The organism is Stenotrophomonas sp. FSL W7-1447 (assembly GCF_037966425.1).
Taxonomy (GTDB): Bacteria; Pseudomonadota; Gammaproteobacteria; order Xanthomonadales; family Xanthomonadaceae; genus Stenotrophomonas; species Stenotrophomonas pavanii.
Genome location: NZ_CP150199.1, coordinates 161,227 through 185,032 on the forward strand (window position 1 = coordinate 161,227; position 23,806 = coordinate 185,032).

Consider the following 23,806-nt stretch of genomic DNA (forward strand, 5'->3'; position numbering starts at 1 on the left):
CTATCAGTGCAACTGTTGATCATGTTGCATTGACGGGTTGAACTCACCCTGTGACAGTTTTGCAGAAAGGAGATAATATTTACAGGTTCTATCCAAAGTCATCTTCTGACGGTGTTCCCTCAGCGTCGCTTACAGTTGCTGGGCAGAAAAAACCTGTGCTGAAGATTCGTTTCGTTGGGAGTGAAAATGGAAATTGATGGCCTGGCGGAAGTCAAGGCGAGGGTGGCGAGACTTGTCTCTCGTCTGGTTGATCTTGATAATGATCTTCCACAAATGGTTTTTAAGGGGGGTGGCTGGCGCTTCAGATTTTTTGAGAGGCCGGTTCTATTGAATAAAGAGCTTATGGAGAATGTTATTGAAAACTCATTTGCGACTTTTGGTCCGGGTCTCTTCGTGAAATTCTCACGGTTACCTGACTGTAATTCAGTTGTAGCTATTGATAGCACCGATGTTGAGCGTGCGTTTGATTCGGTCGCTGAGGCTTATGATGGTAATTTGATGGGCTTGGGCTACCCCATAGTTTTTGGTGATTTGGATGGGCGGTGGATTGGGTTTGAAAGTGTTCGCGAGGAGTTGGGTGTTCTCGCAGTTCGAGACTCCGAGGAGGGGCGAGAGTTCTTCACGAGCCTTGATGAGGAATTGATTTCCATTGGTGATTTGCAAGCCTGGTCCCGAGAAGGGGACGGGTGGGGGAAAATAGCGGAGACGTTTCTGGTTGCCTATGGTGTTTGAGTTTTATTGATTAATGCAGGCCAATTCACCGGTTTTGCGAGGATGGTTACAATCTGCCCATGATCAGCCCCCGCCTCCTGGCTTCCACACTGCTGGCCCTGGCTCTTTCGGCCTGCACCGCCACCGCGCCGGTGCAGCACAACCCGCTCGCCACCTGGGTGCCATCACCCAACCAGAACGCGCGCACGCCGGTCATCATCGTCATCCACCACACCGAGCAGAAGTCGGTGCAGCAGAGCCTGCATACGTTGCGCACCGCCAACAGTGGCGGGCCGGTCAGTGCGCACTACCTGATCGGCGCCGATGGCCATCGTTACCAGCTGGTGGCCGATGAGCGCCGCGCCTGGCACGCTGGCGCCGGGCGCTGGGGCACCATCACCGATCTCAACTCGGCTTCGATCGGTATCGAGCTCGACAACGATGGCCGCAGCCCGTTCAGTGCAGCGCAGATCGAATCGCTGATCGTGCTGCTGCGCGATCTCACCACGCGCCTGAACATTCCGCCGCGCCAGGTGATCGGCCATGCCGACCTGGCGCCGACGCGCAAGCAGGATCCGAGCCGCTTCTTCCCATGGCAGCAGTTGGCCGAGGCCGGCTTCGGCGTGTGGCCGCGCGCGGCCGACGGCGCGGCACCGGAAGGCTTCGACGCGTGGAATGCGCTGGCCCGCTTCGGTTATCCGCTCGACAACCGCGACGCCACCGTCGCCGCCTTCCACCGCCGGTTCCGTGGCCGCGACGACCTGCCGAAGACGCTGGATGCCGAGGATGCCCGTATCCTGCATTCGTTGCTGCTGCAGATGCCGTGACCCCGCGCATGAACGCTTGACCCCGCGCTGGGTTGCCGCACAGCGGCCGGCACTCCACCATGGCGGCATGATCGATTCCGCTACCTTCTTCAAGCGCAAGCACTGGACCCTGTTGGCAGCGGCGGTGCTCGCCGGTTGCGCAACCACCGCTCCCCGCACGGGTTCCGAAGCGCCCACGCCGCCCTCACCGCCGGCGGCCACCTACGCCAAGGTCGACTGGAAAGCCCTGCCCGCAGTCTCCGACGCTGATCTGCAGGCCGGCTTCGTGGCTTGGCGCAGCAGCTGCGCCCGCCTGAAAAACGACGCTATCTGGGCCAAACCCTGCGCCACCGCCGCCGCGGTGTCAGACAAGGACCCGGCCGCGATCCGCCAGTTCCTGCAGCGCGACCTCGATGCCTACGCGCTGCGTGCCGGCGGCCATCAGGCCGACGGGTTGATTACCGGCTACTACGAGCCGATCTACCCCGGCAGCCTGACCCGTACCGACAAGGCCACGGTACCGGTGTACGGCACGCCCGATGATCTGATCGTGGTGCAGCTGGACAGCCTCTACCCGGAACTGAAGGGCAAGCGCCTGCGTGGTCGCGTCGAAGGCAAGGTGCTCAAGCCCTATGACGACGCCGGCACCATCGCGGCCAAGGGCGCCAAGGCCCCGGTGCTGGCATGGCTGACCGACCCGATGGACCTGCAGCTGCTGCAGATCCAGGGGTCCGGCCGCGTGCGCCTGGCCGATGGCAAGCAGGTGCGGCTGGCCTATGCGGAACAGAACGGCCACCCGTACCGCGCGATCGGTCGCTGGCTGGTGGACCAGGGCCAGTTGAAGAAGGAAGACGTCACCATGGACGCGATCCGCGCCTGGGCCCGGGCCCATCCCGCGCGCGTACCGGAACTGCTGCGCAGCAATCCCAGCTACGTGTTCTTCGTGCGCAACCCGGACAGCCCGGAGGGCCCGCGGGGTTCACTGAACGTGCCGCTCACCGCCGGCTACAGCGTGGCAGTGGATCGCACCGTGGTGCCACTGGGCAGCCTGCTGTGGCTGTCCACCACGCGCCCGGACGGCACCCCGGTGGTGCGCCCGGTGGCTGCGCAGGACACCGGCGGCGCCATCGCCGGCGAAGTGCGCGCCGACCTGTACTGGGGCAGCGGCGATGCCGCCGGCAAGCTGGCTGGCGACATGAAGCAGAAGGGCAACATCTGGATGCTGTGGCCGAAGGGCGTGCCCCTGCCGAACTGAACCGGCAAGGGTCGGATCCCTTCCAAAGGAAAGGGCCCTGACCCCGGATGCCTGATAATGGCGCCATTCCGTACTTTCCGGCCGCGCCTGCGGCCAGGGCTCCTGCAATGACCTACGCAAAGCACAACGCAAAATCCGGCGCGAAATCCGCCGCAAAGAAGTACTACAAGCACTGGGCCGAGTCGGGCCTGGGCAAGGGCAACGTGCTGATGGAAGCGCGCGGCGAGAAGATCGTGCGGCAGGTGGAAATCTACGGCACCAAGATGGTCTGGGCCGACGAGCATGCCCACAGCGACGACCGCTTCCTGCTGGCCGACCAGCCAGTGTCGTTCCTGGATTTCGACGAGGACGACGAAATCTCCGCGCGTGAATTCGAAGCCGCCTGGAAGAAGGCACGGGAAGCCACCGGTTACCCGGTGTAATCCCCCCGGCACCCTGCCCTTGTAGTGCCGAGCCTTGCTCGACGCTGCAAAAGCGGGCATGTGAAATGTTATATGATTACATTTCACTGTAACCGCCCCTTCCCATGAAGACTCCCACCCTGGTGGCCGCCCTCGCGGCCGCACCGTTCGCCCCTGAAGCCTTCGCGCAGTCGGCCGACGCCGCGCTCACCCTCGGCAAGGTGCAGGTACACCAGCACGGCGAAGGCCAGCTCAGTGCGCACCAGGTGCTGACCTCGGTGGACGTCCTGGGCGCAGACCAGATCGAAAACCGCAACGTCTCGCACAGCTGGGAACTGCTCGGGCAGATGCCCGGCATCCAGCTCACCGAAACCCGGCAGGGCGCCGAATCGGGCAAGGTCAGCTTCCGCGCCTTCAACGGCGAGGGCTACCTCAACGCCATCAAGACGCTGATCGATGGCATCCCCAGCAACGTCAACAGCGGCAACCAGCGCTTCATCGACATGCTGTTCCCGCTGGACATCAGCTACATCGAAGTGGTGCGCGGTACCAACGACCCGCGCTATGGCCTGCACAACATCGGCGGCAACGTGAACTTCGGTACGCGCCAGGGTGGCAGCTACACCGATGCGCGCCTGGCCTACGGCAGCTACAACACCCGTGATGCGCAGCTGGCGGTTGGCCGCGAAGCCAATGGCTTCGCGCAGAACTATTTCGTCGGCACCCAGGCCAGCGATGGCTACCGCGACCACGACACCTCGAAGAAGTACTCACTGGGCGGCAAGTGGTTCTTCGGCTCGCTGGACGACGGCCTGCGCGTGGGGCTGACCGCGCGCGCATACCACCATCAGGCCGACGAACCGGGCTTCATGACCGCCGAGGAACTGCGCACGCACCGCCGTGGCAGCGAGCTGCGCAACGGCAACGATGGTGATGACCGCGACATGCGCCAGCTTGCCGCGCACCTGGACATGAAACTGTCCGACGCACTCACCTTCGGCACGCGTCTCTACTACAACCGCTACGAAGACGACCGCCGCGTGACCTTCAGCAACCTGCCCACCGGCAACCTGCCGCGCCAGCGCCGCGTGTGGGAAGAGCGGCAGCATGGCCTGCTCAGCACGCTGACCTGGCAGGCCAGCCCCGCGCTTACTGTCGAGGGCGGCCTGAACTACGAGCAGCAGGACAACGGCTACATCCGTGAGCGCTACGCCTACGCCGAACCCACCGATTTCAGCCAGCTACCGGCGCGGGTGCAGAACAACGATCGCCACAGCTTCGGCAACTGGGGTGCCTACGTGCAGGCCATCTACCAGCCGGTCGAGGCGTGGAAGATCGTGCCGGCCTACCGCGTCGACCGTTTCAGTGGCCGCACGCACCTGATGAACGGCATCACCGCCCGGCTGCAGGATTACGGCAGCATCGGCCAGCCCAAGCTGAGCATCATCCACAGCCTGGGCCAGACCACCCACGTCTACGCGAACTGGGGCCGCACCTTCCAGGTGCTGACCGGATCCACCGCACCGGCCTACCTCACCCCGGGGCAGGCACCGATGCAACCGTCCACCAACACCGGCATGGAGCTGGGCCTGAAATTCCAGCCGTTTGCCGGCAGCCAGGCACGCCTGGCGGTGTGGCAGCAGGATGCGGAAAACGAGGTGTCCAACATGCCGGCCACCGGCACCACGGTCACCCTGGGCAAGACCCGCCGGCGCGGCGTGGATGCGCAGCTGAGCCTGCAGCTGGGCGGCGACTGGACGGTATGGGCGTCGCACGCCTACCAGGAAGCGAAGATCACCCGCGACGACCGCGATGCCAGCGTTTCCCTGCAGGGCCGGGAAGTGGCCGCCACGCCGCGCCATATCAGCAATCTGGGCGTGGACTACCGCGCCACGGATGCGCTGCGGCTGGGCCTGCAGGCGCGTGCACAGGGCGATTACTACCTGGAAGAGCGCAACGTGGCCGGCAAGTTCGGAGGCTTCGCCGTGCTCGACCTCAGCGCAGCCTACCAGCTCACCCCGCGTTTCAGCCTGGACGTTCAGCTGAAGAACGTTACCGGCCGCGAGTACGCCTACGCCTGGTACGACAGCTTCTTCTGGGACACCGCGCGCCCGATGTTCTCGCCGGCGCCGGGCCGCAGCGTATTCGTCGGCCTCAACATGAAGCTGTAACCGGCCACGCATCTGGTAGTGGTCGAGCTTGCTCGACCTGCAGCAGGGGGCAGAGCCCTTTCCTGGCGGAAAGGGATCCGACCCCGGAACCCGCAGCGCATGCGGTCAGATCCCTTTCCGCCAGGAAAGGGCTCTGACCCCGAACCCCGCGTTTTGCACTACATTGGTGCAATGTCCGACCCCGCACCGCCGCCGACCCTTGAAGCCCTGGGCACGCCGCTGGCCTGGGCCGGGGCCGATGGCCGCATCATCGGCTGCAACCCGGCCTTCGGGCGCTGGCTGGGCGTCAGCGGTCGCCGCCTGCTGGGCCAGCCACTGGCCGCACTGGAAGTGCAGGGCGAAGCCCTGGCCCGCTTCCTGGCACGCGATGAGCGCGACAGCCTGCGCCTGAACCGGCTGGCGCTGGCGGTGCCCGGCGAGGCGCCGCGCTTCGCCGAGGGCTGGATGAGCCGGCGCGACGATGGCGGCTGGTTGCTGGAGGCGCATCCGGTCGATGAATTCCCCGGGCTGGACCCGACCCAGGCCCTGCCCAGCGCGCTCAGCGCGGCGCTGAAGGGCCTGGCCCACGAGCTGCGCAACCCGCTGGCCGGGTTGAAGGGGGCGGCCCAGCTGCTGGCCCGCCGGGCCGCACAGCGCGACGCCAGCGAACGCGAACTGATCGAGCTGATCGGCTCGGAGATCGAACGTCTCAACGGCCTGCTCGACCAGCTGCTGTCGCCGGCCCCGGCCGCACCGCACGCCGAACTGAACATCCATGCCGCGCTCGAGCGCGTGCTGCGCCTGGCCGAGAACGAGGCCGGCTGGGCGGTACGCCTGCAGCGCGACTACGACCCCAGCATTCCCGAATTCCACGGCGACGCCGACCGCCTCACCCAGGCGGTGTGGAACCTGGTGCGCAATGCAATCCAGGCCGGTGCCGGCAGCATCACCCTGCGCACCCGCGTGGAGCATGGCGTGCGCATCGCCGAACAGCTGCACACGCTGGCCTTGCGCCTGGAAATCGCCGACGACGGCCGTGGCGTGCCCGAGGAACTGGCCGAACACCTGTTCCTGCCGCTGGTCAGTGGCCGCGCCGAAGGCACTGGACTCGGCCTGGCATTGGCCCAGCAGGTGGCGCGCGAGCATCGCGGCACGCTGACCTACCGCTCGCGCCCGGGCCACACCGTGTTTACCCTGCTGCTGCCGATCGGCAACGGCGCCGCTCCGGCCGAGGAGGCCCCGCGCGATGTCTGAATCTCCTTCCGCCGCACAGCGCATCTGGGTGGTCGACGATGATCGTGCCGTGCGCTTCGTGCTGTGCACCGCGCTGCGCGAGGCGGGCTACCAGGTCGTCGATTTCGACAGCGCCGCCCCCGCCCTGCAGGCGTTGCGCGAGGGGCCGCCACCGGCGCTGCTGTTCACCGACGTGCGCATGCCCGGCGACGACGGCCTGGTGCTGCTGGACAAGCTCAAGGCCGCCTTGCCGCAGCTGCCGGTGGTGGTGATGTCGGCCTACACCGATGTGGCCAGCACCGCCGGTGCGTTCCGCGGCGGCGCGCATGAGTTCCTGTCCAAGCCGTTCGATCTGGACGATGCGGTGGCACTGGCGCAGCGGGTGCTGCCGGCGGTGGCACCCACCCTGGCCGCGCCCAGCCCGGCAGTCGAAACCGCCAGCGACCAGCCGCCGCAACTGGTGGGCGATACACCGGCGATGCGCGCGCTGTTCCGTGCCATTGGTCGCCTGGCGCAGGCGCCGCTGGCGGTGCTGATCACCGGCGAGACCGGCACCGGCAAGGAACTGGTGGCCCATGCGCTGCATCGCGAATCGCCGCGTGCGCACGGGCCGTTCGTTGCGCTCAACACCGCCGCGATTCCTGCCGAGCTGCTGGAAAGCGAGTTGTTCGGCCATGAAGCCGGCGCGTTCACCGGCGCGCAGCGCCGCCATACCGGGCGCTTCGAGCAGGCCGACGGCGGCACGCTGTTCCTGGACGAAATCGGCGACATGCCGCTGCCGCTGCAGACCCGCCTGCTGCGCGTGCTGGCGCAGGGCGAGTTCTTCCGCGTCGGTGGCCGCGAACTGATCCGCGTCGATGTGCGCGTGGTCGCCGCCACCCACCAGGACCTGGAAGGCCTGGTCGCGCAGGGGAAGTTCCGCGCCGATCTGCTGCACCGCCTGGACGTGGTGCGCCTGCAGCTGCCACCGCTGCGCGAGCGCCGCGAGGACATCGCACAGCTGGCCAGCACGTTCCTGGCCGCCGCCGCACGCAAGCTGGACACGCCGCCGAAACGCCTGACGGCGGCCGCATTGCAGGCACTGCGCGAGCACGACTGGCCGGGCAACGTGCGCGAGCTGGAAAACGTGTGCTGGCGGATGGCCGCGCTGGCCGCTGCTGACACCATCGGCGTGGCCGACGTCGATACCGCGCTGAACCGCGCACGGAGCCGTCGCGGCAGCAGTGCCGATCCGGGGCAGTGGGAAGCGCTGCTGGCCGAATGGGCGCGCCGGCAGCTGGCTGAAGGCGTGGAAGGACTGCACGCACAGGTGCGCGAGCGGGTCGACCATGCCCTGCTGGACGCCGCGCTGCAGATCACCCATGGCCGCCGTGCCGAAGCCGCGGCACGACTGGGTCTTGGCCGCAATACCCTGACCCGCAAGCTGGGCGCGGGACGTCGTCGCGGCGGCCATTGAACGGCCCCTGCACGCGATCCTCGCACCCGCTTGCCGAACTGTTGATCGTTCATGGACGATGCAACGCTTAGTGTCATCTGCAAGGAGTCTTTGATGCGCCTGTCCTTTGCCATCCTGTCGTTGTCAACCGCCGTGCTGCTGTCTGCCTGTGGCAGTGCGCCGAAGAAGGCCGAACCCACGCCGCCGCCGCCCACCGTGGTCAGCGCTGCCCGGCAGGGCGAGGCCAATCTCGCGCCGGCCTCGGCCAGCATCGTCAGTGGCCGCATCGCACTGATGGTGGAGCCTGGCGGCATCCACATCACCGGCCTGGTCGGTGGCCTGCAGCCGATGCAGCAGGCCGGCTTCCACATCCACGAGCGTGGCGACTGCAGCGCGGTGGATGCCAGCAGCGCCGGCAACCACTTCAACCCCGCCGGGGCTGCGCATGGTCGCGCCGGCACCGGCAAGCACCACCTGGGCGACATGGACAACCTGCGTGCCGACGCCCAGGGCCGCGCCAACGTCGATATCCACCTCAAGGGCGTTACCCTTGGCGGAGGCGCCGCCACCGATATCGCCGGACGTGCACTGGTCGTGCATGCCAACGCCGACGACTATCGCAGCCAGCCCGCCGGCAATGCCGGCGTCCGCATCGCCTGTGGCGTGATCCGGGTCGTCCGCTGATCACTTCACCACAGGCATCATCGAGGGAGAGATTCCAATGCGTCTGATCCACACTTCGCTGTTTGCGGCCATCGCCGCGCTGGGCCTGGCGGCCTGCAACCCGCAACCGGCCGCGCCGCAGGCGGAAACCCCGCCGGCCACGCCGGCCGACGGCGCCACCACCGAACCCGCTGCAACCCCGCAGCCGGCTGCCGCACCGGCGGCCGATGCTTCGGCCACCGCCGAGCTGGCACCGACCCAGGGCAACGAAGCCAAGGGCAGCGTCACCTTCAAGGTGGTTGACGGCAAGGTCCACGTGACCGGCCAGATCACCGGCCTGAAGCCGGGCAGCGAGCACGGCTTCCACATCCACGAGAAGGGCGACTGCAGCGCGCCGGACGGCATGAGCGCCGGCGGCCACTTCAATCCCGGCAAGCAGGATCACGGCAACGTCGCCACCGATCCGCATCACGGCGGCGACATGCCCAACATCAAGGCCGACGACAAGGGCGTGGCCACCATCGACGGCCCGGTGTCGAGCAACGTCAACATCGGCAAGGGCGATGACTTCGACATCATCGGCCGTGGCCTGATCGTCCACGCGGATGCAGACGACTACAAGACCCAGCCGACCGGCAATGCCGGCGCGCGCCTGGCGTGCGCGGTGATCCAGAAGGCCCCGTAAGCATCAAGGAACGCCGGCGCAAGCCGGCGTTCTTCCTTATCGGTAGTGCCGGCCGCTGGCCGGCAATCGCAGTTCCGGACGTTGCCGGCCAGCGGCCGGCACTACCCGCCTTCAGCGCGCCAGCAGCTCGCGTGCGTCCTGGCCTCGCAGTGCACGAACGACACTGCGGCCATTTCTGCTGGAAACGGAAAACGCCGGCGCAAGCCGGCGTTCGTTCTTCTTTATCGGTAGTGTAGGCCGCTGGTAACCATCGCAGATCCGGACGTTGTACCAGCGGCCTATCCTTCAGCGCGCCAGCAGCTCGCGTGCGTCCTGGTAAGCGCAGTGCACGAACAACACTGCGGCCATTTCTGCTGGAAACGGGAAACGCCGTAAAGTAAGCGTTCGTTCTTCTTTATCGGTAGTGTAGACCGCTGGCCCATCGCAGATCCGGACGTTGTTACCATCGGCGCACACTACCCGCCTTCAGCGCGCCAGCAGCTCGCGCGCGTCCTGGCCGGCCTCGCAGTGCACGAACAGCACTGCGGCCATTTCTGCTGGAAACGGAAAACGCCGGCGCAAGCCGGCGTTCTTTCTTTCTTTATCGGTAGTGCCGGCCGCTGGCCGGCCATCGCAGATCCGGACGTTGCCGGCCAGCAGCGGGCACTACCCGTCTTCAGCGCGCCAGCAGCTCGCGGGCGTCCTGGCCGGCCTCGCAGTGCACGAACAGCACCGGCACGCCATGCGCTTCCAGCACCGCGGCCATCTGCCGCTGGCGCATCAGGAACTGCTCGTAGATGCCCTGCAGGCGGTCGCAGTCGTTCTTGCTGTGGTTGTAGTACGCGCACCAACCGGCCGGATCGAACAGCGCCATGCGTGCCTCGCCATGGGTATAGCGCAGCAACGGCTCGGGCGCGGCATTGAGCCACTCATCCTCGCCCGGCGCCATGATCGCGGTCTCGATCAGCGGCCACAGCGCGGCCAGGCCCTGGTTGTCGTACTGCATCGACATCATCGCGGCCAGGTCGTTCACGGTGAAATAGCGCGCGTGCTCGATGCGGGCCCCGAAGGCGTTCTGCGCCATCAGCGCGGTATCGGCATGCGCCATGCCGTTGGCCAGGAGGGTGTCTTCCAGCGCCTCGGCCACGGCATGGGTGGTGGCCACGTCGCTGCCGGTCAGCAGGAACGGCACCACGCGCAGGCCGCCCCCCACCAGGGTCACATCGGCCTGGAACGGCAGCGGCACATCGCCTGCGGCATCGGTGCCGAAGGCCAGCAGGCGCGGGCCCTGGTTGCGGCCCGGGGCACGCATCTGCAGTTCTTCCAGGCGGCGATGGATCGGCCAGCCCGGACGCAGGACTTCGGCCGGGTCGAAATGCGCGGCGGCGAACACCAGGTCCAGCTCGGCGACCTGTGGCACCAGCTTGGACAGGTCACGGCCGACACGTTCGGCCAGTTCACCGGCCTGTTCAGCGCTGAGTACCGCCTGGCGGGGGATTTCGCCGCCGGCCAGTTCCAGGGCCAGCACGCCAAGGGCATTCATCGCGGGGTCGGGTTTGCTCATGGTTCCACGGTTGGCCCATCACAGGGCGGCAGCTACACTTGGCTCCATTATGCCTGCTCCGCCGTGCAGGCCATGTTGCAGACACCCTCATCCATGCCAGGTATCTCCATGCCCAACGCTCGTCCCGTCGCCATCCTCGGTGGCGTCCGCATTCCGTTCTGCCGCCAGAACACCGCGTATTCGGATGTCGGCAACCTCGGCATGTCGGTCCGTACGCTGGGCGCGCTGGTCGAACGTTTCGGCCTGCACGGCCAGCAGCTGGGCGAAGTGGCGATGGGTGCGGTGATCAAGCACTCCAGCGACTGGAACCTGGGCCGTGAGGCCACGCTGTCCTCCGGCCTGTCGCCGCTGACCCCGGGCATCACCCTGCAGCGCGCCTGCGGCACTTCGCTGGACAGCATCATCACCGTGGCCAACAAGATCGCGCTGGGCCAGATCGAATCGGGCATCGGTGGCGGTTCGGACACCACCTCCGACGTGCCGATCGTCTACGGCAAGAAGCTGCGTGCACGCCTGCTGGCCGCCAACCGCGCCAAGAGCACCGGCGACAAGATCCGCGCGCTCACCGCCGGCTTCAAGTTCTCCGAGCTCAAGCCCGAGTTCCCGGGCGTGGCCGAGCCGCGCACCGGCAAGAGCATGGGCGACCACTGCGAGGACATGGCCAAGGAATGGAACATCTCGCGCGACTCGCAGGACGAGTGGGCGGTGTCCTCGCACAAGAAGCTGGCCGCCGCCTATGAGCGTGGCTTCTTCAACGACCTGATCGCACCGTTCCGTGGCGTCGAGCGTGACAACATCCTGCGCCCGGACACCTCGCTGGAAAAGCTGGCCACGCTGAAGCCGGCGTTCGACAAGGTTTCCGGTCGCGGCACGCTGACCGCTGCCAATTCCACCCCGCTGACCGACGGTGCCGCTGCGGTACTGCTGGCCAGCGAAGAGTGGGCGCGCGCGCATGGCCATGAGCCGCAGGCCTACCTGCGTGACGCACACGTGGCGGCAGTGGACTTCGTGCATGGCGAAGGCCTGCTGATGGCACCGACCATCGCGGTGCCGGAAATGCTCAAGCGCAATGGCCTGACCCTCCAGGACTTCGACATCTACGAGATCCACGAAGCCTTCGCCGCGCAGGTGCTGTGCACCCTGCGTGCGTGGGAGAGCGAGGATTACTGCCGCAACCGCCTGGGGCTGGACGCACCGCTGGGCCGCATCGACCCGGACAAGATCAACCTGCTGGGTTCGTCGCTGGCCACCGGTCATCCGTTCGCCGCCACCGGTGCCCGCGTCATCGCCACCGCCGCCAAGCAGCTGGCCGAACGCGGCGGTGGCCGCGCGCTGGTGTCGATCTGCACCGCCGGCGGCATGGGCGTGGTGGCGATCGTCGAACGCTGAGCATCACGGTAGTGCCGGCCGCTAGCCGGCAGCGCTGGTACGAAAACGCCGCCCAATGGGCGGCGTTCTTTTTTGCATCGGTGGGTGCCGACCGTTGGTCGGCACGCTTCACGGCAACCGCGGATTACCGAACTCGTCGCGTTCTTCGTTGGCGTCATACACCGGCGGCTGCACCGCGATCGGCTGCTCTTCCACCGTGGCACGCAGTGGCGCCTCGCTGCCGCGCACCAGCGCCACGCTGTCCTCGCCGCGCTGCAGGCGCAGCGCATTGGCCAGGCACTGTGCGGCCAGCGCGTGTTCGCCACGCTGGGCGAACAGCTCACCTAGTGCTTCCCACGCCGGTGCACCGGCGCCCGCGGCGATGGCCTCGTGCAGGAACGCATCGGCGGCCTCCCACTGCTGCTGGGCCAGGGCCACGCGGCCCTGCGCCAGCCGCAGCGCGGCCGAGCCGTCATGCACGTTGCGCCAGCGAGCGAGGTTGGCCTGGCGGGTGGCCAGGCGCTCGGCCGGCAGGCGGCCATACAGCGCCACCAGTTCGTCATCCCAGCGCTGGTCCAGGGCCTGTTCCAGCGCCAGCAGCGCCGGCTCGTCCCAGTCCAGCGCCACGGCGCGGCTGGCATAGGCGCCCACCACGTCCGGGGTCGGGCGCAACGCCTTCGGCGTGGCTTCCCACTGCGCGGCCAGTGCGTTGACGTCGGCCGCTTCCAGCAGCGCCTGCGCAGCCAGCCGCGCTTCCAGTTCGCTGCTGGCCTCGGCCGGCAGCACCTTGCTCTGGCGCAGTGCACCCAGCTGGCCATACGCCTCGTGGGCGCGGCCGGCCTGTGCCAGTGCCTCGGTGCGCAGCCACAGGCCGCGTGGCGGCAGCGGCTGGATCGCCGCCACGTCCAGCGCGTTGATCGCATCCACCGGCAGGTCGCGCGCCAGCAGCTGCTCGGCGCGCAGCAGCGCCTGCAGGGTGGCGTCACTTTCGCCCAGGCGCTGGAGCAGTGCTTCGCCGGCGGGGCCGTCGGCGCGTGCCTGTGCGCTGCGCACCGCATTGGCCAGCGCCACCGCGCTCACCTCCGGGTCCTTGGCCGCACCGTCCAGCAGTTTTTCGGCACGCTGCCACTGGCCATGCTCATAGGCCTGCAGGCCGTCTATCAGGCGCACCCGGCCCTGCTTGCGGCGGTAGCGGCCCCAGGCGCGGAACGGTGCGGCGATCAGGCTCCACAGCAGCCACAGCACCAGGACCGTGATCACTGCCAGCAGCGCCACCTTCGGCAGGTTGCTGTGGTAGTCGTAGCCGCCGTAGCGCAGGGTCACCTCGCCAAAGCGGTTCAGGTCATCGGCGCCGAGCCATTGCGCGGCCACCACGCCGATGGCCACGGCCAGCAACAGCACGACCAGGGATTGCAGGGGTTTCATGCGGGCTTACCTCCGGTCGGTCTGGGTGCGCAGTTGTTGCAGGGTGCTGCCAAGGACAGCGTCGTTGGCCTGCAGCGGCAGTTCGCGCAAGGCCTTCAGTTCAGCACGTTGCGCGCGCAGGGCTGGTGAATCCGGCCAGCGCCGCTGTGCCCAGTGCTCCACGCGGTCCAGGGCGGTATTGCGGCCGGCCCGGTCGCCGCGCTCGATGGCGGCACGGGCCAACGTCAGTTCCAGCTGCAGCGCATCGTCGGCAGTGCGCTGCTCGGCGGCGGTCAGCGGGCCGTTCTGGCGGCTCGGGGTGATGTCCACGAACGGCGCCAGCGTGGCCTGCCACCAGGGCTTGGCTGCGTTGCTGCCGGTCGTGCCGGTGATCTGCGAGGGCAGGCCTTGCAGCGCCTGGGCCACAGCATCCAGGCGCTGCAGCGCCTGCACGCGCGGGCCGCTGCCGAGTGCATCCAGTGCCTCGCGCTCCTGCACCAGCGCCTGGCGCAGGTTCAGTCCCTCAGTGTCGGGCAGTTCGGCCAGTGCGGTGGCCGCCTGCGCATACAGGCGACGTGCGCCGTCTACGTCGTCGGCGTAGTTCAGGCGCTGTGCGGCCTGGGTCAGCAGCAGCTCGGCCTCGTCGCGCTGCACTGCCTGGCGGCCCTGGTTGGCGCTGTCGGCCAGCTTGGCCAGGTTCTCTTCCAGCAACGCGCTGCGCTGGGAGAGGCCCAGCATCTCGTCGCGCAGCACGCGGTTGGTGGTCGCTGCGTCCTGCAGGCGCTGGCTGGTCGCGCGCTGGTCACGACGCATCGCATCCAGCGTGGCCTCCAGGCCCTTCAGCTGGACGGCCGTGGTCTGTGCCTGCGCTTCCTGCTCATGCTGTTGCTGCTGCCAGACGTACCAGCCGGCATAGCCGCCCGCGCCGAGCACGACCACAGCGGCCAGCGGCAGCAGCCAGCGCACGGGTCGATGGGGTGGGGGAGCGGGCGGAGTGTCGTTCATCGGGCTTCCTTGTCGGCAGCGTCGCCGGTGGAAGTCCGGCAGGCCGCGTTGTGCACAGCATCACTGTTGCCGACGACAGCGGCAAGCGTGATCCACGTCCCTGTTCAGGTCGCTGCCGGGACGGTGAGCGTGGCGTGTGCAGCGGCCACCAGCTGCGCAGCGGTGGGGCCGGCGCTGCGCGAGATGTGCCGCAGGCCGAGCGACCGCGCCTGTTCGCCGAGGCGGTCGCTGGCAACCACCACGCGGACCTCTGCCCGCAGGCGCTGCTGCCACGTCGGCGGAAGCTGCTGCCACAAGTGCTGCAGCGCTTCGCCACTGCTCACGGCCAGCACCCACGGCTGGGCTGAATGCGCCAAGCGGGCCAGCGTGCGCCGAGGCAGGCGCAGCAGACGGCGCTGATAGACGTCGGCGCGTTCGATCGTGGCGCCCGCCGCCTGCAACTGCGCGGCGATCAGGCCGCGCCCGCCGGGCGCGGTCACCAGGCCGATGCGCAGGCCGCGGACGTCCGCCAGCACCGGCAGCGCAAGCAGGCCTTCGCTGTCCATCCGCTGCGGCGCATGCACCTCGGCCACGCCGTGCGCCTGCAGCGCGCGCGCGGTGCCTTCGCCCACGGTCAGCCAGGGGCTGCGCTGCGCTTCGGCCAGCGCCAGCAGCGATGCTGCGGCGGTGACGGCGGCAGGGCTGGTGAACACCACCCGGTCGCAGTTCAGCGCGCGTTGCAGCTGGCCCAGCACGGGCGTGCCGTGCAGGCGCTGCAGCCGCCACGGCGGCAGCGCCAGTACCTGTCCGCCCCGCCCGGCAACGGCGCGGCGCAGCGCCGCCTGCTGGCCCTGTGGGCGCAGCGAGATCAGGGTCCAGCGGGCGCCGGAACGGGTGGCGCCAGTGGGTATCGTATGGTCGACCATTGCCTGCATTATGCGGGCCCTTCGTTGTCGTGGTCGCTGCTCCGATGTCCGTTGATGCCCTGACTTCCTCGTTGGCCGCCCTGCAGGACGTGCTGGACTGCATGCCGGCGGTGCGCGCCATGCAGATCCGCCTCGACGGCTATGCTGACGGCGTGCTGCGCATCACCGCGCCGCTGGCCGCCAACGTCAACGACAAGGGCAACGCCTTCGGCGGCAGCCTGGCCTCGGTGCTGACCCTGTCCGGCTGGGCCCTGGTCAGCCTGCGCCTGCGCCTGGCCGGCCACGATGCCGAGGTCTACGTGGCCGACAGCAACCTGCGCTACCTGGCGCCGGTCTACGAGGACCTGCATGCCCACGCCGAAGCGGCCGAAGCCACCGGCTGGGATGCCTTCCTGAACACCTTCCGCCAGCGCCGCAAGGCCCGGATCAGCATCATTGCCACCCAGCCCGGTGCCGATGGCAAGCCTGCGGCCGAGTTCAGCGGTCGCTTTGTTGCCTTCGCCAGAGGGTAGGATGGCAGGCTGACGTCCTGGGGAAACCACCGATGCGCCGCCTCATCCAGTTCCTGATGTATTCCCTGCTGCTGGTCAGCGCCGTGGCTTCGGCCGACGACCTGAGCCGCAAGCAGCGCAAGCTGCTGGAAGAGACCCAGGTCGCCTACGGCGCCACCATCCGCTGGGGCAGCATGGACGATGCCATCGGCTACCTGGACCCGAAGCTGCGCAAGGAAAAGCCGCCGACCGAGTTCGAGCTCAACCGTTACGCGCAGCTGCGCGTGTCGTCCTACCGCGAGCGCAGCAGTGCCGCGCTGGATGGCGGCCTGGTCGAGCGCCGGGTCGAAATCGGGGTGATCAACCAGAACACCCAGGCCGAGCGCACGGTGGTGGTGGTCGAGCGCTGGCGCTGGGACCCGGAGGCCAAGCGCTGGTGGCAGACCGCCGGCCTGCCGGACCTGTGGAAGGGGCAGTGACGGGCCGCGTCCGGCTTGTGCGACAATCGGCGCCCGCTTAATCGACCCGTGACCTGAGTGAATTACGAAGAGTTGCTGGCCTTTGCAGGCCGAAACCCGATGCTGTCCGCGGCCCTGGTCGGCCTGACCGTGGCCATCATCGTCACCGAGATCCGCCGCCTGTTCCGGGGCTTCAAGGGCATCAAGCCCGCCGAACTGACCCAGCTGATGAACGCGGGCGGCACGGTGGTGGTCGACCTGTCGGCCAGCGGTGACTTCGAGAAGGGCCACATTGCCGGCAGCCGCAACGCCCAGGCCAGTGCCTTCGGCCCGGAGCACAAGCTGGTTGCCAACGCCAAGCAGTCGCCGGTGGTGCTGGTGTGCCGCAGCGGCAACGCTTCGGAAACCGCCGCCAAGGCGCTGAAGAAGGCCGGTTTCGAGAAGGTCTACGTGCTCGACGGCGGCATCCCCGCCTGGCAGCAGGCCGAGCTGCCGCTGGTCAAGGGCCGTAACTGATTGTCGCAGGTGGCGGATCCGGCCTTGTCTGGGCCGGATCCCGCCCCCATCGCAGTAGTTCGACCATCGTTTTCATTGCATTCATCTGGAGTTACTGGAAATGTCCGAAGAGATCACCAACGGCGCCGCTGCGCCGGTCGATGCCGCTACCGGCCCCGCTTTCACCGTCGAGAAGATCTACGTCAAGGACGTCTCCTTCGAGTCGCCGAACGCGCCGACCATCTTCAATGACCAGGTGCAGCCGGAGCTGCAGCTGAATCTGAACCAGCAGGTGCAGCGCCTGGGTGAGAACGCCTTCGAAGTCGTGCTGGCCGTGACCCTGACCTGCCAGGCCGGTGAGCGCACCGCCTACGTGGCCGAAGTGAAGCAGGCCGGCGTGTTCGGCCTGGTCGGCCTGGATCCGCAGTCGATCGACGTGCTGCTCGGCACCCAGTGCCCGAACATCCTGTTCCCGTACGTGCGCCAGCTGATCAGCGACCTGATCCAGGCCGGCGGCTTCCCGCCGTTCTTCCTGCAGCCGATCAACTTCGAAGGCCTGTACGCAGAAACCCTGCGCCAGCGCCAGGAGCAGGGCGACGCACCGTCGCTGGCTGACTCCGAGCCGGCCGGCAACGCCTGATTCCTGCCGCGACGTCACGGATGAGCACTCCCGCTGACAAGATCGCCGTGCTTGGCGCCGGTTCCTGGGGAACCGCGCTGGCCAGCCTGCTCGCGCGGCACGGTCACCCGACCGTGCTGTGGGGCCGCGATGCTGCCGTGGTCGACGCCATCGACCAGCGCCACGAGAATCCGCGTTACCTGCCGGGCATCCCGCTGCCGGACAGCCTGCGGGCTACCACCGACCTGGCGTCGGCGGTGGAGGGCGCGGCCTGGATCCTGGTGGTGACGCCGTCGCATGCCTTCGGTGAAACCGTGCGCGCGCTGGCGCCGCTGCGTCCGGCCGGTGCCGGCGTGGCCTGGGCCACCAAGGGCTTCGAACCCGGTTCGGGCCGCTTCCTGCATGAAGTGGCGCGCGAAGTGCTGGGTGAGGACGTGCCGCTGGCCGTCGTCACCGGGCCGTCGTTCGCCAAGGAAGTGACCCAGGGCCTGCCGACCGCGATCACCGTGCATGGCGACGTGCCCGAGTTCGCGCAGACGGTGGCCGAGGCGATGCATGGCCCGGCGTTCCGCGCCTACACCGGCGACGACATGGTCGGTGCCGAGCTGGGCGGCGCGATGAAGAACGTGCTGGCGGTGGCCACCGGCGTGGCCGATGGCATGCAGCTGGGCCTCAACGCCCGTGCCGGCCTGATCACCCGTGGTCTGAACGAGATGCTGCGCCTGGCCGCTGCGATCGGCGCCAAGCCGGAAACGCTGATGGGCCTGGCCGGCCTCGGCGATCTGGTGCTGACCTGCACCGGCGACCTGTCGCGCAACCGTCGCCTGGGCCTGGCCCTGGGCCGCGGCCAGACGCTGCAGGATGCCGTGCGCGAAATCGGCCAGGTGGTCGAGTCGGTGCAGACCGCCGACGAAGTGATGCGACAGGCGCGCCGCCATGGCATCGACCTGCCGATCTCCGACCGCGTGCGTGCCGTGCTGCACGGCGAGCAGACCCCGGAAGAAGGCCTGCGTGCATTGCTGGCGCGGGAACAGAAACCGGAATATCCGGACACGCTGTTCAAGTGAATCGAAAAACCCCGGCCACGTGCCGGGGTTTTTTATGTGCGTGCCCCATCCACGCATGGCGTGGATCTACTGCGGAACCCGCTTCGCCCGGCGGCAGCAATCACCGCGCCCGTGGCGGCGCGCTGGTGTTGTCCATGTCCGAGAAGATCAACCACGGCCCATCGCCCACGCGCTTCAGCGTCAGCGTGAATTTGCCGGTGTCCCCCACGTTGTTGCCGTAGCGGTAGGCACCAATGATGTAGCCCGTGTTCCCGTCCACCGCGTACGCCAACGCACGCAGCCGCAACGGACTGCCGCCCTGGCCGGCGTAGGCGCGTGCAATCGCGTCGCGCCCGCGCACCGGCGGCTGGTTGCTCTGCAGCACAAAGCCATCCTCGGCGAACAACCCGGCCAGCGCCTTGGCGTCGCCCGTGTGCCACGCCTGCTCGTAGTCGCGCAGTACGCGATCCAGCGAAGGGGGCAGGGCTGCGCTCGGGAGAGGCTGCGCAGGCTTCGCGTTTTCTGCATCGTGGGCAATTGCCGGCGATGCCAGCAGCAGGGCACTGCAGAAGATCATGGCGAGTCGTGTACGGCGCATGCGTCCGGCTCCAGGCGATGACGGGAAGCTACGAACGCATCCTTGCACGGTGCTGGTTAGAATCACGCGGCTGCCGATTTGGTGGATGCAGCGCAGATCAGACAAGGACAGGGAATGAAGATTCGAATCACAGGGATGACACTGACGGTCGCATTGCTGGCTGCCTGCGGGCAGGCACCCGCACCGGCCGCAGCACCGGCGGCACCGGCACCGACTGCCGAAGCACCTGCGGCCACGGCCACGGCGGCCGAGAAGGAACCGTCCACCGAAGACGGCGTGGACCCAGCGGTGTGGGACAACGAAGGCGAACCGGAAGACCCGAGCACCGGCGGCGAACTGACCTGCGCGGACAATCCGCTGGCGACCCACTTCTTCACCCTGGTCGGTGGCAACACCGTGGACGACTGCGGTCGCAAGGACCCGAAGGTGCTGGCGGCCTTCAATACCCTGATGAAGGGCACTGCGGCAGCCGAATCCGCTGACAAGGAGATTCCCTCGCTGCGCCAACGGCTGTTGAGCGGCCCCAGCGGGCCCGGCGAGCGGGTGGTGCTGCAGGGCGAGCCATGGTGGTTCTACACCGCCTGCCAGGCCCACGACTGCCCCGGCACCGCGTTGGCGATGCTGTATTCGCCAACGGAAGCGAGGATGGTCGGCCGTCTTACCGCGCGCTGCCGTGTGTGGTGGCTGGGCGAACCGACGGCGGAACAACATGCGCAGATCGAACTGCGCCAGCCACTGCAGGATGCCGCGTTGAAGGAAGACAGCGCGCTTTGCGAGTGAGGTGGCGCCCGCGTCATCCTTCGGGCTGCATGCGCGCGCTGGCCTGTGCGTTCATGGTCAGGCACGCCAGGATCAGCCCTTCCATCACCCGGTCGCCCACGTACTCGGCCTCCGCGCCGTTCTGACGCACGCGCTCGGCCGCCAGCAGCAGCTCCAACGTCACGCGTTGGCCGGCCAGTGCACAGTCCGCATCGGCCAGCGCCATGCAACGGCCCGGCATCTGGTGACGCTCTGGCCAAGGCTGGCCATCGGCGGCCGCGCCTTTGCCGATGTGGTGAAGCGTGGCGATGAAGGCGTTCGGATCGGCCGCAGGCGCGTGCTCTGGCAACTCACCGGCATTGGCGGGCGAGTGATGCGGATGCAGGCGCGGGAAGTCCGGTGATGTCATGGCAGTGCTCCGTGCAGGACAGACGGTAGCCGCCACACAAAGGTGGCGGGCGGAGACGTGGCTCGAAAACCGGGAGATCACGAACAAGACCGGCAGGCGCAAGGCCTCCACGCTCCGCCCGCCATAGCCGGCAGACGGAATGCCAGCCGGCGCCACGCGGGGTGACGCCGGCTGGCAAGCGCAAACAACGTTCGTGATCTAACGGGTTTTCGAGGCCCGGCCACCGATTTTCCGGTGGCCCGCCATCTGTACGCGGGTCGCGGCGCAGTGCCAATCAGAACAGTTGCATTCCACGCTGAAACAAAGACGCTTTCGGCATTCTTGCATGCGGTTAAGCCGTCGCAGACGCAGGCGCCGCAACGGCCGTAGCGGCTTGGGGAATATGCGACAGCCGTCGTGGTTGGCGCCCTCGGACGCCGCACCTGCAATGGGCAAAAGCGACACGATCGCGTCGGCCGGTAGGCAGCGGCGCCGGATGGCCAAGATCAGCAGCAGGAATGGCCGCAGATCCGCATCACGCGGGTGAGAGCTGCCTCACCATGTCGGCGATGATCACGTGGACCAGTGTTCTCAGGAAATGGACCTCGCCTTCCAGGGTTGGGCCGATGGTGAAACGGGTCAGCCATTGCTGGTTTTCCTGCAGCACCTCCGCATAAAGCGACTGGGCTTCGCTCGCGATGCGGTCGATCTGATGGCGCAGCTGCCGGGTGGCGGCTGGCCTTCCCAAACCCAGGGCTTCACCGGCAGAAACCAGATGCTCGAAACGAAGGTCGTGGAAGCGCGCGACACCGAGAATGGGCCACGATAGTTCCGAGCGTTCTGGCCAACGTGCGCCCTCGTCGGCATACGCGCGGGTCTCGTAAGATGCGGTGGACAGCAGGTCGTAGTGGGGGGCCAATTCGATACCGCTGCTGTCGACCAGGAAGCTCAGGTTCTTCAGGTGCGCATCGTTGTTGCCGGTGAGTACATTGAAGATCAGCCAGTCGAACAGGCGGACGCGCGTCTTGAGCTTGCTTCTGCATTGCTCGACGATGACCTTCAGGGTGTCGATGCTCCCGAGCGTGTACTTGAACTGACGGTCGAGGTTGAGCAGCTGGCAGGCGTCGATCGCGTGCCGACGGTGGATGGCGTCGGCGGTGATTTCGCGATCAAAGCGCTCGATGATGAAGACCGGCTCAGGTACGTAGCGGCGCTCGATCCTCGGCACCTGCAGCCCCATGCGCTGTGCAAGGCGCATCACGAACCATTCGTTGATCACGCTGTGCGGGTAACTGCTGCTGGTGCTGTCAGGCTTGAGGATGTGGGTCGAGGGCTCGGCACCCAGAGGCTGGTAGAGTTCCTCCCCCACCTCGATGATGGCCAGCTTGTGCTGGGCACCTGCCAGTGACATGCGCTTGGCGGCGCCGGCGGCGAGCGATGTACGTGGCAGTCCCTGGATACGGGTGGAGAGTTCCCTATCGGGCAGCGGTTCCCTGCCACCGGGGAGCAGGTGCGTCCCGGGCGGGAGCAGCGTCAACGAGCCAGCCGATTCCGCGCCGTAGGCGGCCAGCAAGGCGAACGCATCGGCGCCATCCACCCTGGCATCGGTTGCCATCAACGTGCGTTGTTGCTCTTCCGGCAGCAGGTTGTCGAAATACCACTGCACCGGTCGCTGGCTGGAGCCATCGGCGATGGCGGCTTCCTGCAGTGGCAATGCGGGTGCCAGCGGAAACCGATATGCGTTGCCGAGCCACTCCGGCGCATAGGTGAAGCGCCACAAGTTTGCTGCCTCGGTCAGGTGGCCCACCGGCGCTTCATCGATGCTGACCTGCAGTTCGCGGGGTGGACGCGGATAGTGCAGTCCAGACAGGACGGTCGTTGTAATCACGTCCTTGAGGTCGATACGGGGGGCGCTCATGGCGCCTTCCCGTTGGCACGCCTTGTCAGAAGGGCCATGGCTTCGTCCGGCACGTCGATTTCGACATGCAGCCCCAGCTCGTCAAGCACGTTGAACAACTTGCCCCATTGCACTGTGGTACCGCCGCGTTCGACCTTGGCCAGGAAATTCTCGCTGACCCCGATGCCTTCGGCGGTTGCATCCTGGCGCAGCCCCTGATGCTTGCGGGCGGCTCTCACCAATGGTCCCAAGGCCTCCGCCTTGTCGAGCCTGATCTTCAATGGGAACTCCCCGGCAGAGCCTGATGCTCCGGATTCGACCCATCGTCTATATCATATAATCCTCACTAAATTAAGGATTTTTCGCGCAGGACCGGAGATCCACCGGGAATCCTTGTGCGCTTGAGGATTTCTATGGAAAAGATCTGGATGCCCTGAAATCCTTATCAACACCAGGATTTCTTTGCAAGAATGTCCGGCTGGCCAGAAATCCTCATGAACGAAAGGATTTTCTGGAGTGGTACGGAGTGCCATGCCTCCTCCGTCCATTGGCAGCGCCACGACGGCGGGATGTCCGCGATGCCGTGGGGCCCAGTGGAGCCCGTCAGGAACGTGCCGGGCAACCTCTGCCTGCAGCGCAGGTCAGCTTGGTCGCATGCCGGCCACTACCAACCAGGGCCGCACGCGAAGCGACCGCTACTTGCTCGCGCGCCGCGCGCCCTTCTCGTCGGCGTCCTTCGCATCGCCACGGCTCTGCGCGAACTCCGGGAAGGTCTTCGCGATCGAATCCTTGTCCGGCAGGATGTAGAACACACCGCCCTTTTCGAACGTGGACTGCACGATCTGCTCGTAGAACGTCGGCGAGACGTTGATGCAGCCGTGGGTGACGCGGTTGTCGTCCGGCGTGGGCGATGCCAACCGCTCGGCGCGCTTCTCTTTCGGGCTGCCCGGCGGCAGCGGGTGCAGCGAAACGGCGGAATCATAGTCCACCCACAGCACGCGCCCGGCATCGTCGGAGGGGCCGTAGCCGCCAATGAAGCGGCCGGCAGGCGTGGTGCGGTCGTGGCCGGGAATCGCGCTCAGTGCGAGCTTTGCGACGCCGGGTGCGGAGTGGTCGCCGATGGCCGAACCGAACAGTGCCGGTGCCGCGCCACGCAGCTTGCCCTCGCCGCTGAAGATCAGCACCTGCGCCGCCGCCTTGTCCATGACCGCGAACGGATAGCCCTGGTTGTCCTTGCTGGCAACGACCCAGCCGGCCAGTTCGATCACGGTCTCGGACACGCTCTGGTCGGGCGGCAGTTCATCGATGGCGGCGACGCGTTGGGCCGGTACGTCGTCCTTCGCGTCCTTTGCGTTGGCTACGCCACTGCACGCAACCGCTAGCGCCATGGCTAGAGTGGCGTGCAGGGCGCGGCGTGCAGGGGAGGAGGAAGTACGAATGGCACGGCTCCTTGCAATGCAGATCTGTGGTGGAAGGACGCCAGTGGCCGGC

At 67.3% G+C, this 23,806-nt stretch carries 25 protein-coding genes; 16 read left to right on the forward strand and 9 right to left on the reverse strand.

The genetic code is table 11. The features are described from left to right. Positions 1–186 precede the first annotated feature (186 nt). The 9 genes from NSQ78_RS00620 (at position 187) to NSQ78_RS00660 (ending at position 9,339) form a co-directional block, all read left to right on the forward strand. Positions 187–732 (forward strand): hypothetical protein, encoded by a 546-nt coding sequence (locus NSQ78_RS00620; RefSeq protein WP_149901860.1) that lies wholly within the window; start codon positions 187–189, stop codon positions 730–732. A gap of 59 nt (positions 733–791) precedes the next feature. Further along, positions 792–1,538 carry an N-acetylmuramoyl-L-alanine amidase gene (locus NSQ78_RS00625; RefSeq protein WP_064237391.1) on the forward strand — a complete coding sequence of 249 codons (747 nt, stop codon included), beginning with the start codon at positions 792–794 and terminating at the stop codon, positions 1,536–1,538. A 67-nt stretch (positions 1,539–1,605) separates the two neighbouring features. After that, on the forward strand, positions 1,606–2,772 hold the full coding sequence (locus NSQ78_RS00630) for an MltA domain-containing protein (protein WP_064239583.1): 1,167 nt from the start codon (positions 1,606–1,608) through the stop codon (positions 2,770–2,772). Positions 2,773–2,879: 107 nt separating this feature from the next. Further along, complete coding sequence (locus NSQ78_RS00635; RefSeq protein ID WP_053461818.1) at positions 2,880–3,194, forward strand: hypothetical protein; 315 nt, start codon at positions 2,880–2,882, stop codon at positions 3,192–3,194. A gap of 104 nt (positions 3,195–3,298) precedes the next feature. Then, a complete protein-coding gene (locus NSQ78_RS00640) occupies positions 3,299–5,344 on the forward strand; it encodes a TonB-dependent receptor (RefSeq protein WP_339207589.1) in 2,046 nt (681 codons plus the stop codon). A gap of 171 nt (positions 5,345–5,515) precedes the next feature. Continuing rightward, complete coding sequence (locus NSQ78_RS00645) at positions 5,516–6,577, forward strand: ATP-binding protein (protein ID WP_064239584.1); 1,062 nt, start codon at positions 5,516–5,518, stop codon at positions 6,575–6,577. After that, positions 6,570–8,012: a nitrogen regulation protein NR(I) gene (gene ntrC, locus NSQ78_RS00650; protein ID WP_064237393.1), complete on the forward strand. Its 1,443-nt coding sequence runs from the start codon at positions 6,570–6,572 to the stop codon at positions 8,010–8,012. Before NSQ78_RS00645 ends, ntrC begins: the two co-directional genes overlap by 8 nt. 93 nt (positions 8,013–8,105) lie before the next feature. Continuing rightward, positions 8,106–8,675 (forward strand): superoxide dismutase family protein, encoded by a 570-nt coding sequence (locus NSQ78_RS00655; protein ID WP_064237394.1) that lies wholly within the window; start codon positions 8,106–8,108, stop codon positions 8,673–8,675. A gap of 37 nt (positions 8,676–8,712) precedes the next feature. After that, positions 8,713–9,339 carry a superoxide dismutase family protein gene (locus NSQ78_RS00660; protein WP_049439226.1) on the forward strand — a complete coding sequence of 209 codons (627 nt, stop codon included), beginning with the start codon at positions 8,713–8,715 and terminating at the stop codon, positions 9,337–9,339. 655 nt (positions 9,340–9,994) lie between these two features. Here the strand turns inward: NSQ78_RS00660 and NSQ78_RS00665 are convergent. After that, positions 9,995–10,882, reverse strand: a complete 888-nt coding sequence (locus NSQ78_RS00665; protein WP_064237395.1) for a hypothetical protein — start codon at positions 10,880–10,882, stop codon at positions 9,995–9,997. Between the two features lie 93 nt (positions 10,883–10,975). Here NSQ78_RS00665 and NSQ78_RS00670 point away from each other — a divergent pair, with 93 nt between their 5' ends. After that, positions 10,976–12,271, forward strand: coding sequence for an acetyl-CoA C-acetyltransferase (locus NSQ78_RS00670; RefSeq protein WP_005420942.1), 1,296 nt, complete (start codon positions 10,976–10,978; stop codon positions 12,269–12,271). 108 nt (positions 12,272–12,379) lie between these two features. Here the strand turns inward: NSQ78_RS00670 and NSQ78_RS00675 are convergent, their stop codons facing one another. The 3 genes from NSQ78_RS00675 to NSQ78_RS00685 form a co-directional block, all read right to left on the reverse strand. Continuing rightward, positions 12,380–13,675 carry a heme biosynthesis HemY N-terminal domain-containing protein gene (locus tag NSQ78_RS00675; RefSeq protein ID WP_049470806.1) on the reverse strand — a complete coding sequence of 432 codons (1,296 nt, stop codon included), beginning with the start codon at positions 13,673–13,675 and terminating at the stop codon, positions 12,380–12,382. Positions 13,676–13,681: 6 nt separating this feature from the next. Beyond that, complete coding sequence (locus NSQ78_RS00680; protein WP_057493691.1) at positions 13,682–14,659, reverse strand: uroporphyrinogen-III C-methyltransferase; 978 nt, start codon at positions 14,657–14,659, stop codon at positions 13,682–13,684. A 104-nt stretch (positions 14,660–14,763) separates the two neighbouring features. Beyond that, positions 14,764–15,573 carry a uroporphyrinogen-III synthase gene (locus tag NSQ78_RS00685; RefSeq protein WP_057493690.1) on the reverse strand — a complete coding sequence of 270 codons (810 nt, stop codon included), beginning with the start codon at positions 15,571–15,573 and terminating at the stop codon, positions 14,764–14,766. Positions 15,574–15,608: 35 nt separating this feature from the next. Between NSQ78_RS00685 and NSQ78_RS00690 the strand changes: the two genes are divergently transcribed. The 5 genes from NSQ78_RS00690 to NSQ78_RS00710 all read left to right on the forward strand — a co-directional run bounded on the left by NSQ78_RS00690 (position 15,609) and on the right by NSQ78_RS00710 (position 18,694). Beyond that, positions 15,609–16,076, forward strand: coding sequence for a YiiD C-terminal domain-containing protein (locus NSQ78_RS00690; RefSeq protein ID WP_049470815.1), 468 nt, complete (start codon positions 15,609–15,611; stop codon positions 16,074–16,076). 32 nt (positions 16,077–16,108) lie between these two features. Next, positions 16,109–16,534: a hypothetical protein gene (locus tag NSQ78_RS00695; protein ID WP_049470818.1), complete on the forward strand. Its 426-nt coding sequence runs from the start codon at positions 16,109–16,111 to the stop codon at positions 16,532–16,534. 57 nt (positions 16,535–16,591) lie between these two features. Next, a complete protein-coding gene (locus NSQ78_RS00700; protein WP_005420930.1) occupies positions 16,592–17,029 on the forward strand; it encodes a rhodanese-like domain-containing protein in 438 nt (145 codons plus the stop codon). 100 nt (positions 17,030–17,129) lie between these two features. Then, the gene (gene secB / locus NSQ78_RS00705) at positions 17,130–17,648 is read left to right on the forward strand and encodes a protein-export chaperone SecB (protein ID WP_005407596.1); all 519 of its coding nucleotides are present in this window, start codon (positions 17,130–17,132) and stop codon (positions 17,646–17,648) included. Positions 17,649–17,668: 20 nt separating this feature from the next. Then, entirely contained in the window at positions 17,669–18,694 is a 1,026-nt protein-coding gene (locus NSQ78_RS00710; RefSeq protein ID WP_021204061.1) for an NAD(P)H-dependent glycerol-3-phosphate dehydrogenase, read from the forward strand. 100 nt (positions 18,695–18,794) lie between these two features. Here the strand turns inward: NSQ78_RS00710 and NSQ78_RS00715 are convergent, their stop codons facing one another. Continuing rightward, positions 18,795–19,271 (reverse strand): nuclear transport factor 2 family protein, encoded by a 477-nt coding sequence (locus NSQ78_RS00715; protein ID WP_223224801.1) that lies wholly within the window; start codon positions 19,269–19,271, stop codon positions 18,795–18,797. Positions 19,272–19,385: 114 nt separating this feature from the next. Between NSQ78_RS00715 and NSQ78_RS00720 the strand changes: the two genes are divergently transcribed. Continuing rightward, the gene (locus NSQ78_RS00720; RefSeq protein WP_064237397.1) at positions 19,386–20,051 is read left to right on the forward strand and encodes an Ivy family c-type lysozyme inhibitor; all 666 of its coding nucleotides are present in this window, start codon (positions 19,386–19,388) and stop codon (positions 20,049–20,051) included. Positions 20,052–20,064: 13 nt separating this feature from the next. On the opposite strand, the gene NSQ78_RS00725 is transcribed toward NSQ78_RS00720, so the two are convergent. The 4 genes from NSQ78_RS00725 to NSQ78_RS00740 all read right to left on the reverse strand — a co-directional run bounded on the left by NSQ78_RS00725 (position 20,065) and on the right by NSQ78_RS00740 (position 23,703). Next, positions 20,065–20,439, reverse strand: a complete 375-nt coding sequence (locus NSQ78_RS00725) for a hypothetical protein (RefSeq protein ID WP_064237398.1) — start codon at positions 20,437–20,439, stop codon at positions 20,065–20,067. 514 nt (positions 20,440–20,953) lie between these two features. Beyond that, a complete protein-coding gene (locus NSQ78_RS00730; protein ID WP_080473081.1) occupies positions 20,954–22,336 on the reverse strand; it encodes a HipA domain-containing protein in 1,383 nt (460 codons plus the stop codon). After that, positions 22,333–22,596 carry a helix-turn-helix domain-containing protein gene (locus NSQ78_RS00735; protein ID WP_064237399.1) on the reverse strand — a complete coding sequence of 88 codons (264 nt, stop codon included), beginning with the start codon at positions 22,594–22,596 and terminating at the stop codon, positions 22,333–22,335. The genes NSQ78_RS00730 and NSQ78_RS00735 overlap by 4 nt, the downstream gene beginning before the upstream one ends. A 414-nt stretch (positions 22,597–23,010) precedes the next feature. Then, entirely contained in the window at positions 23,011–23,703 is a 693-nt protein-coding gene (locus NSQ78_RS00740) for a hypothetical protein (protein ID WP_064237400.1), read from the reverse strand. Positions 23,704–23,806 lie beyond the last annotated feature (103 nt).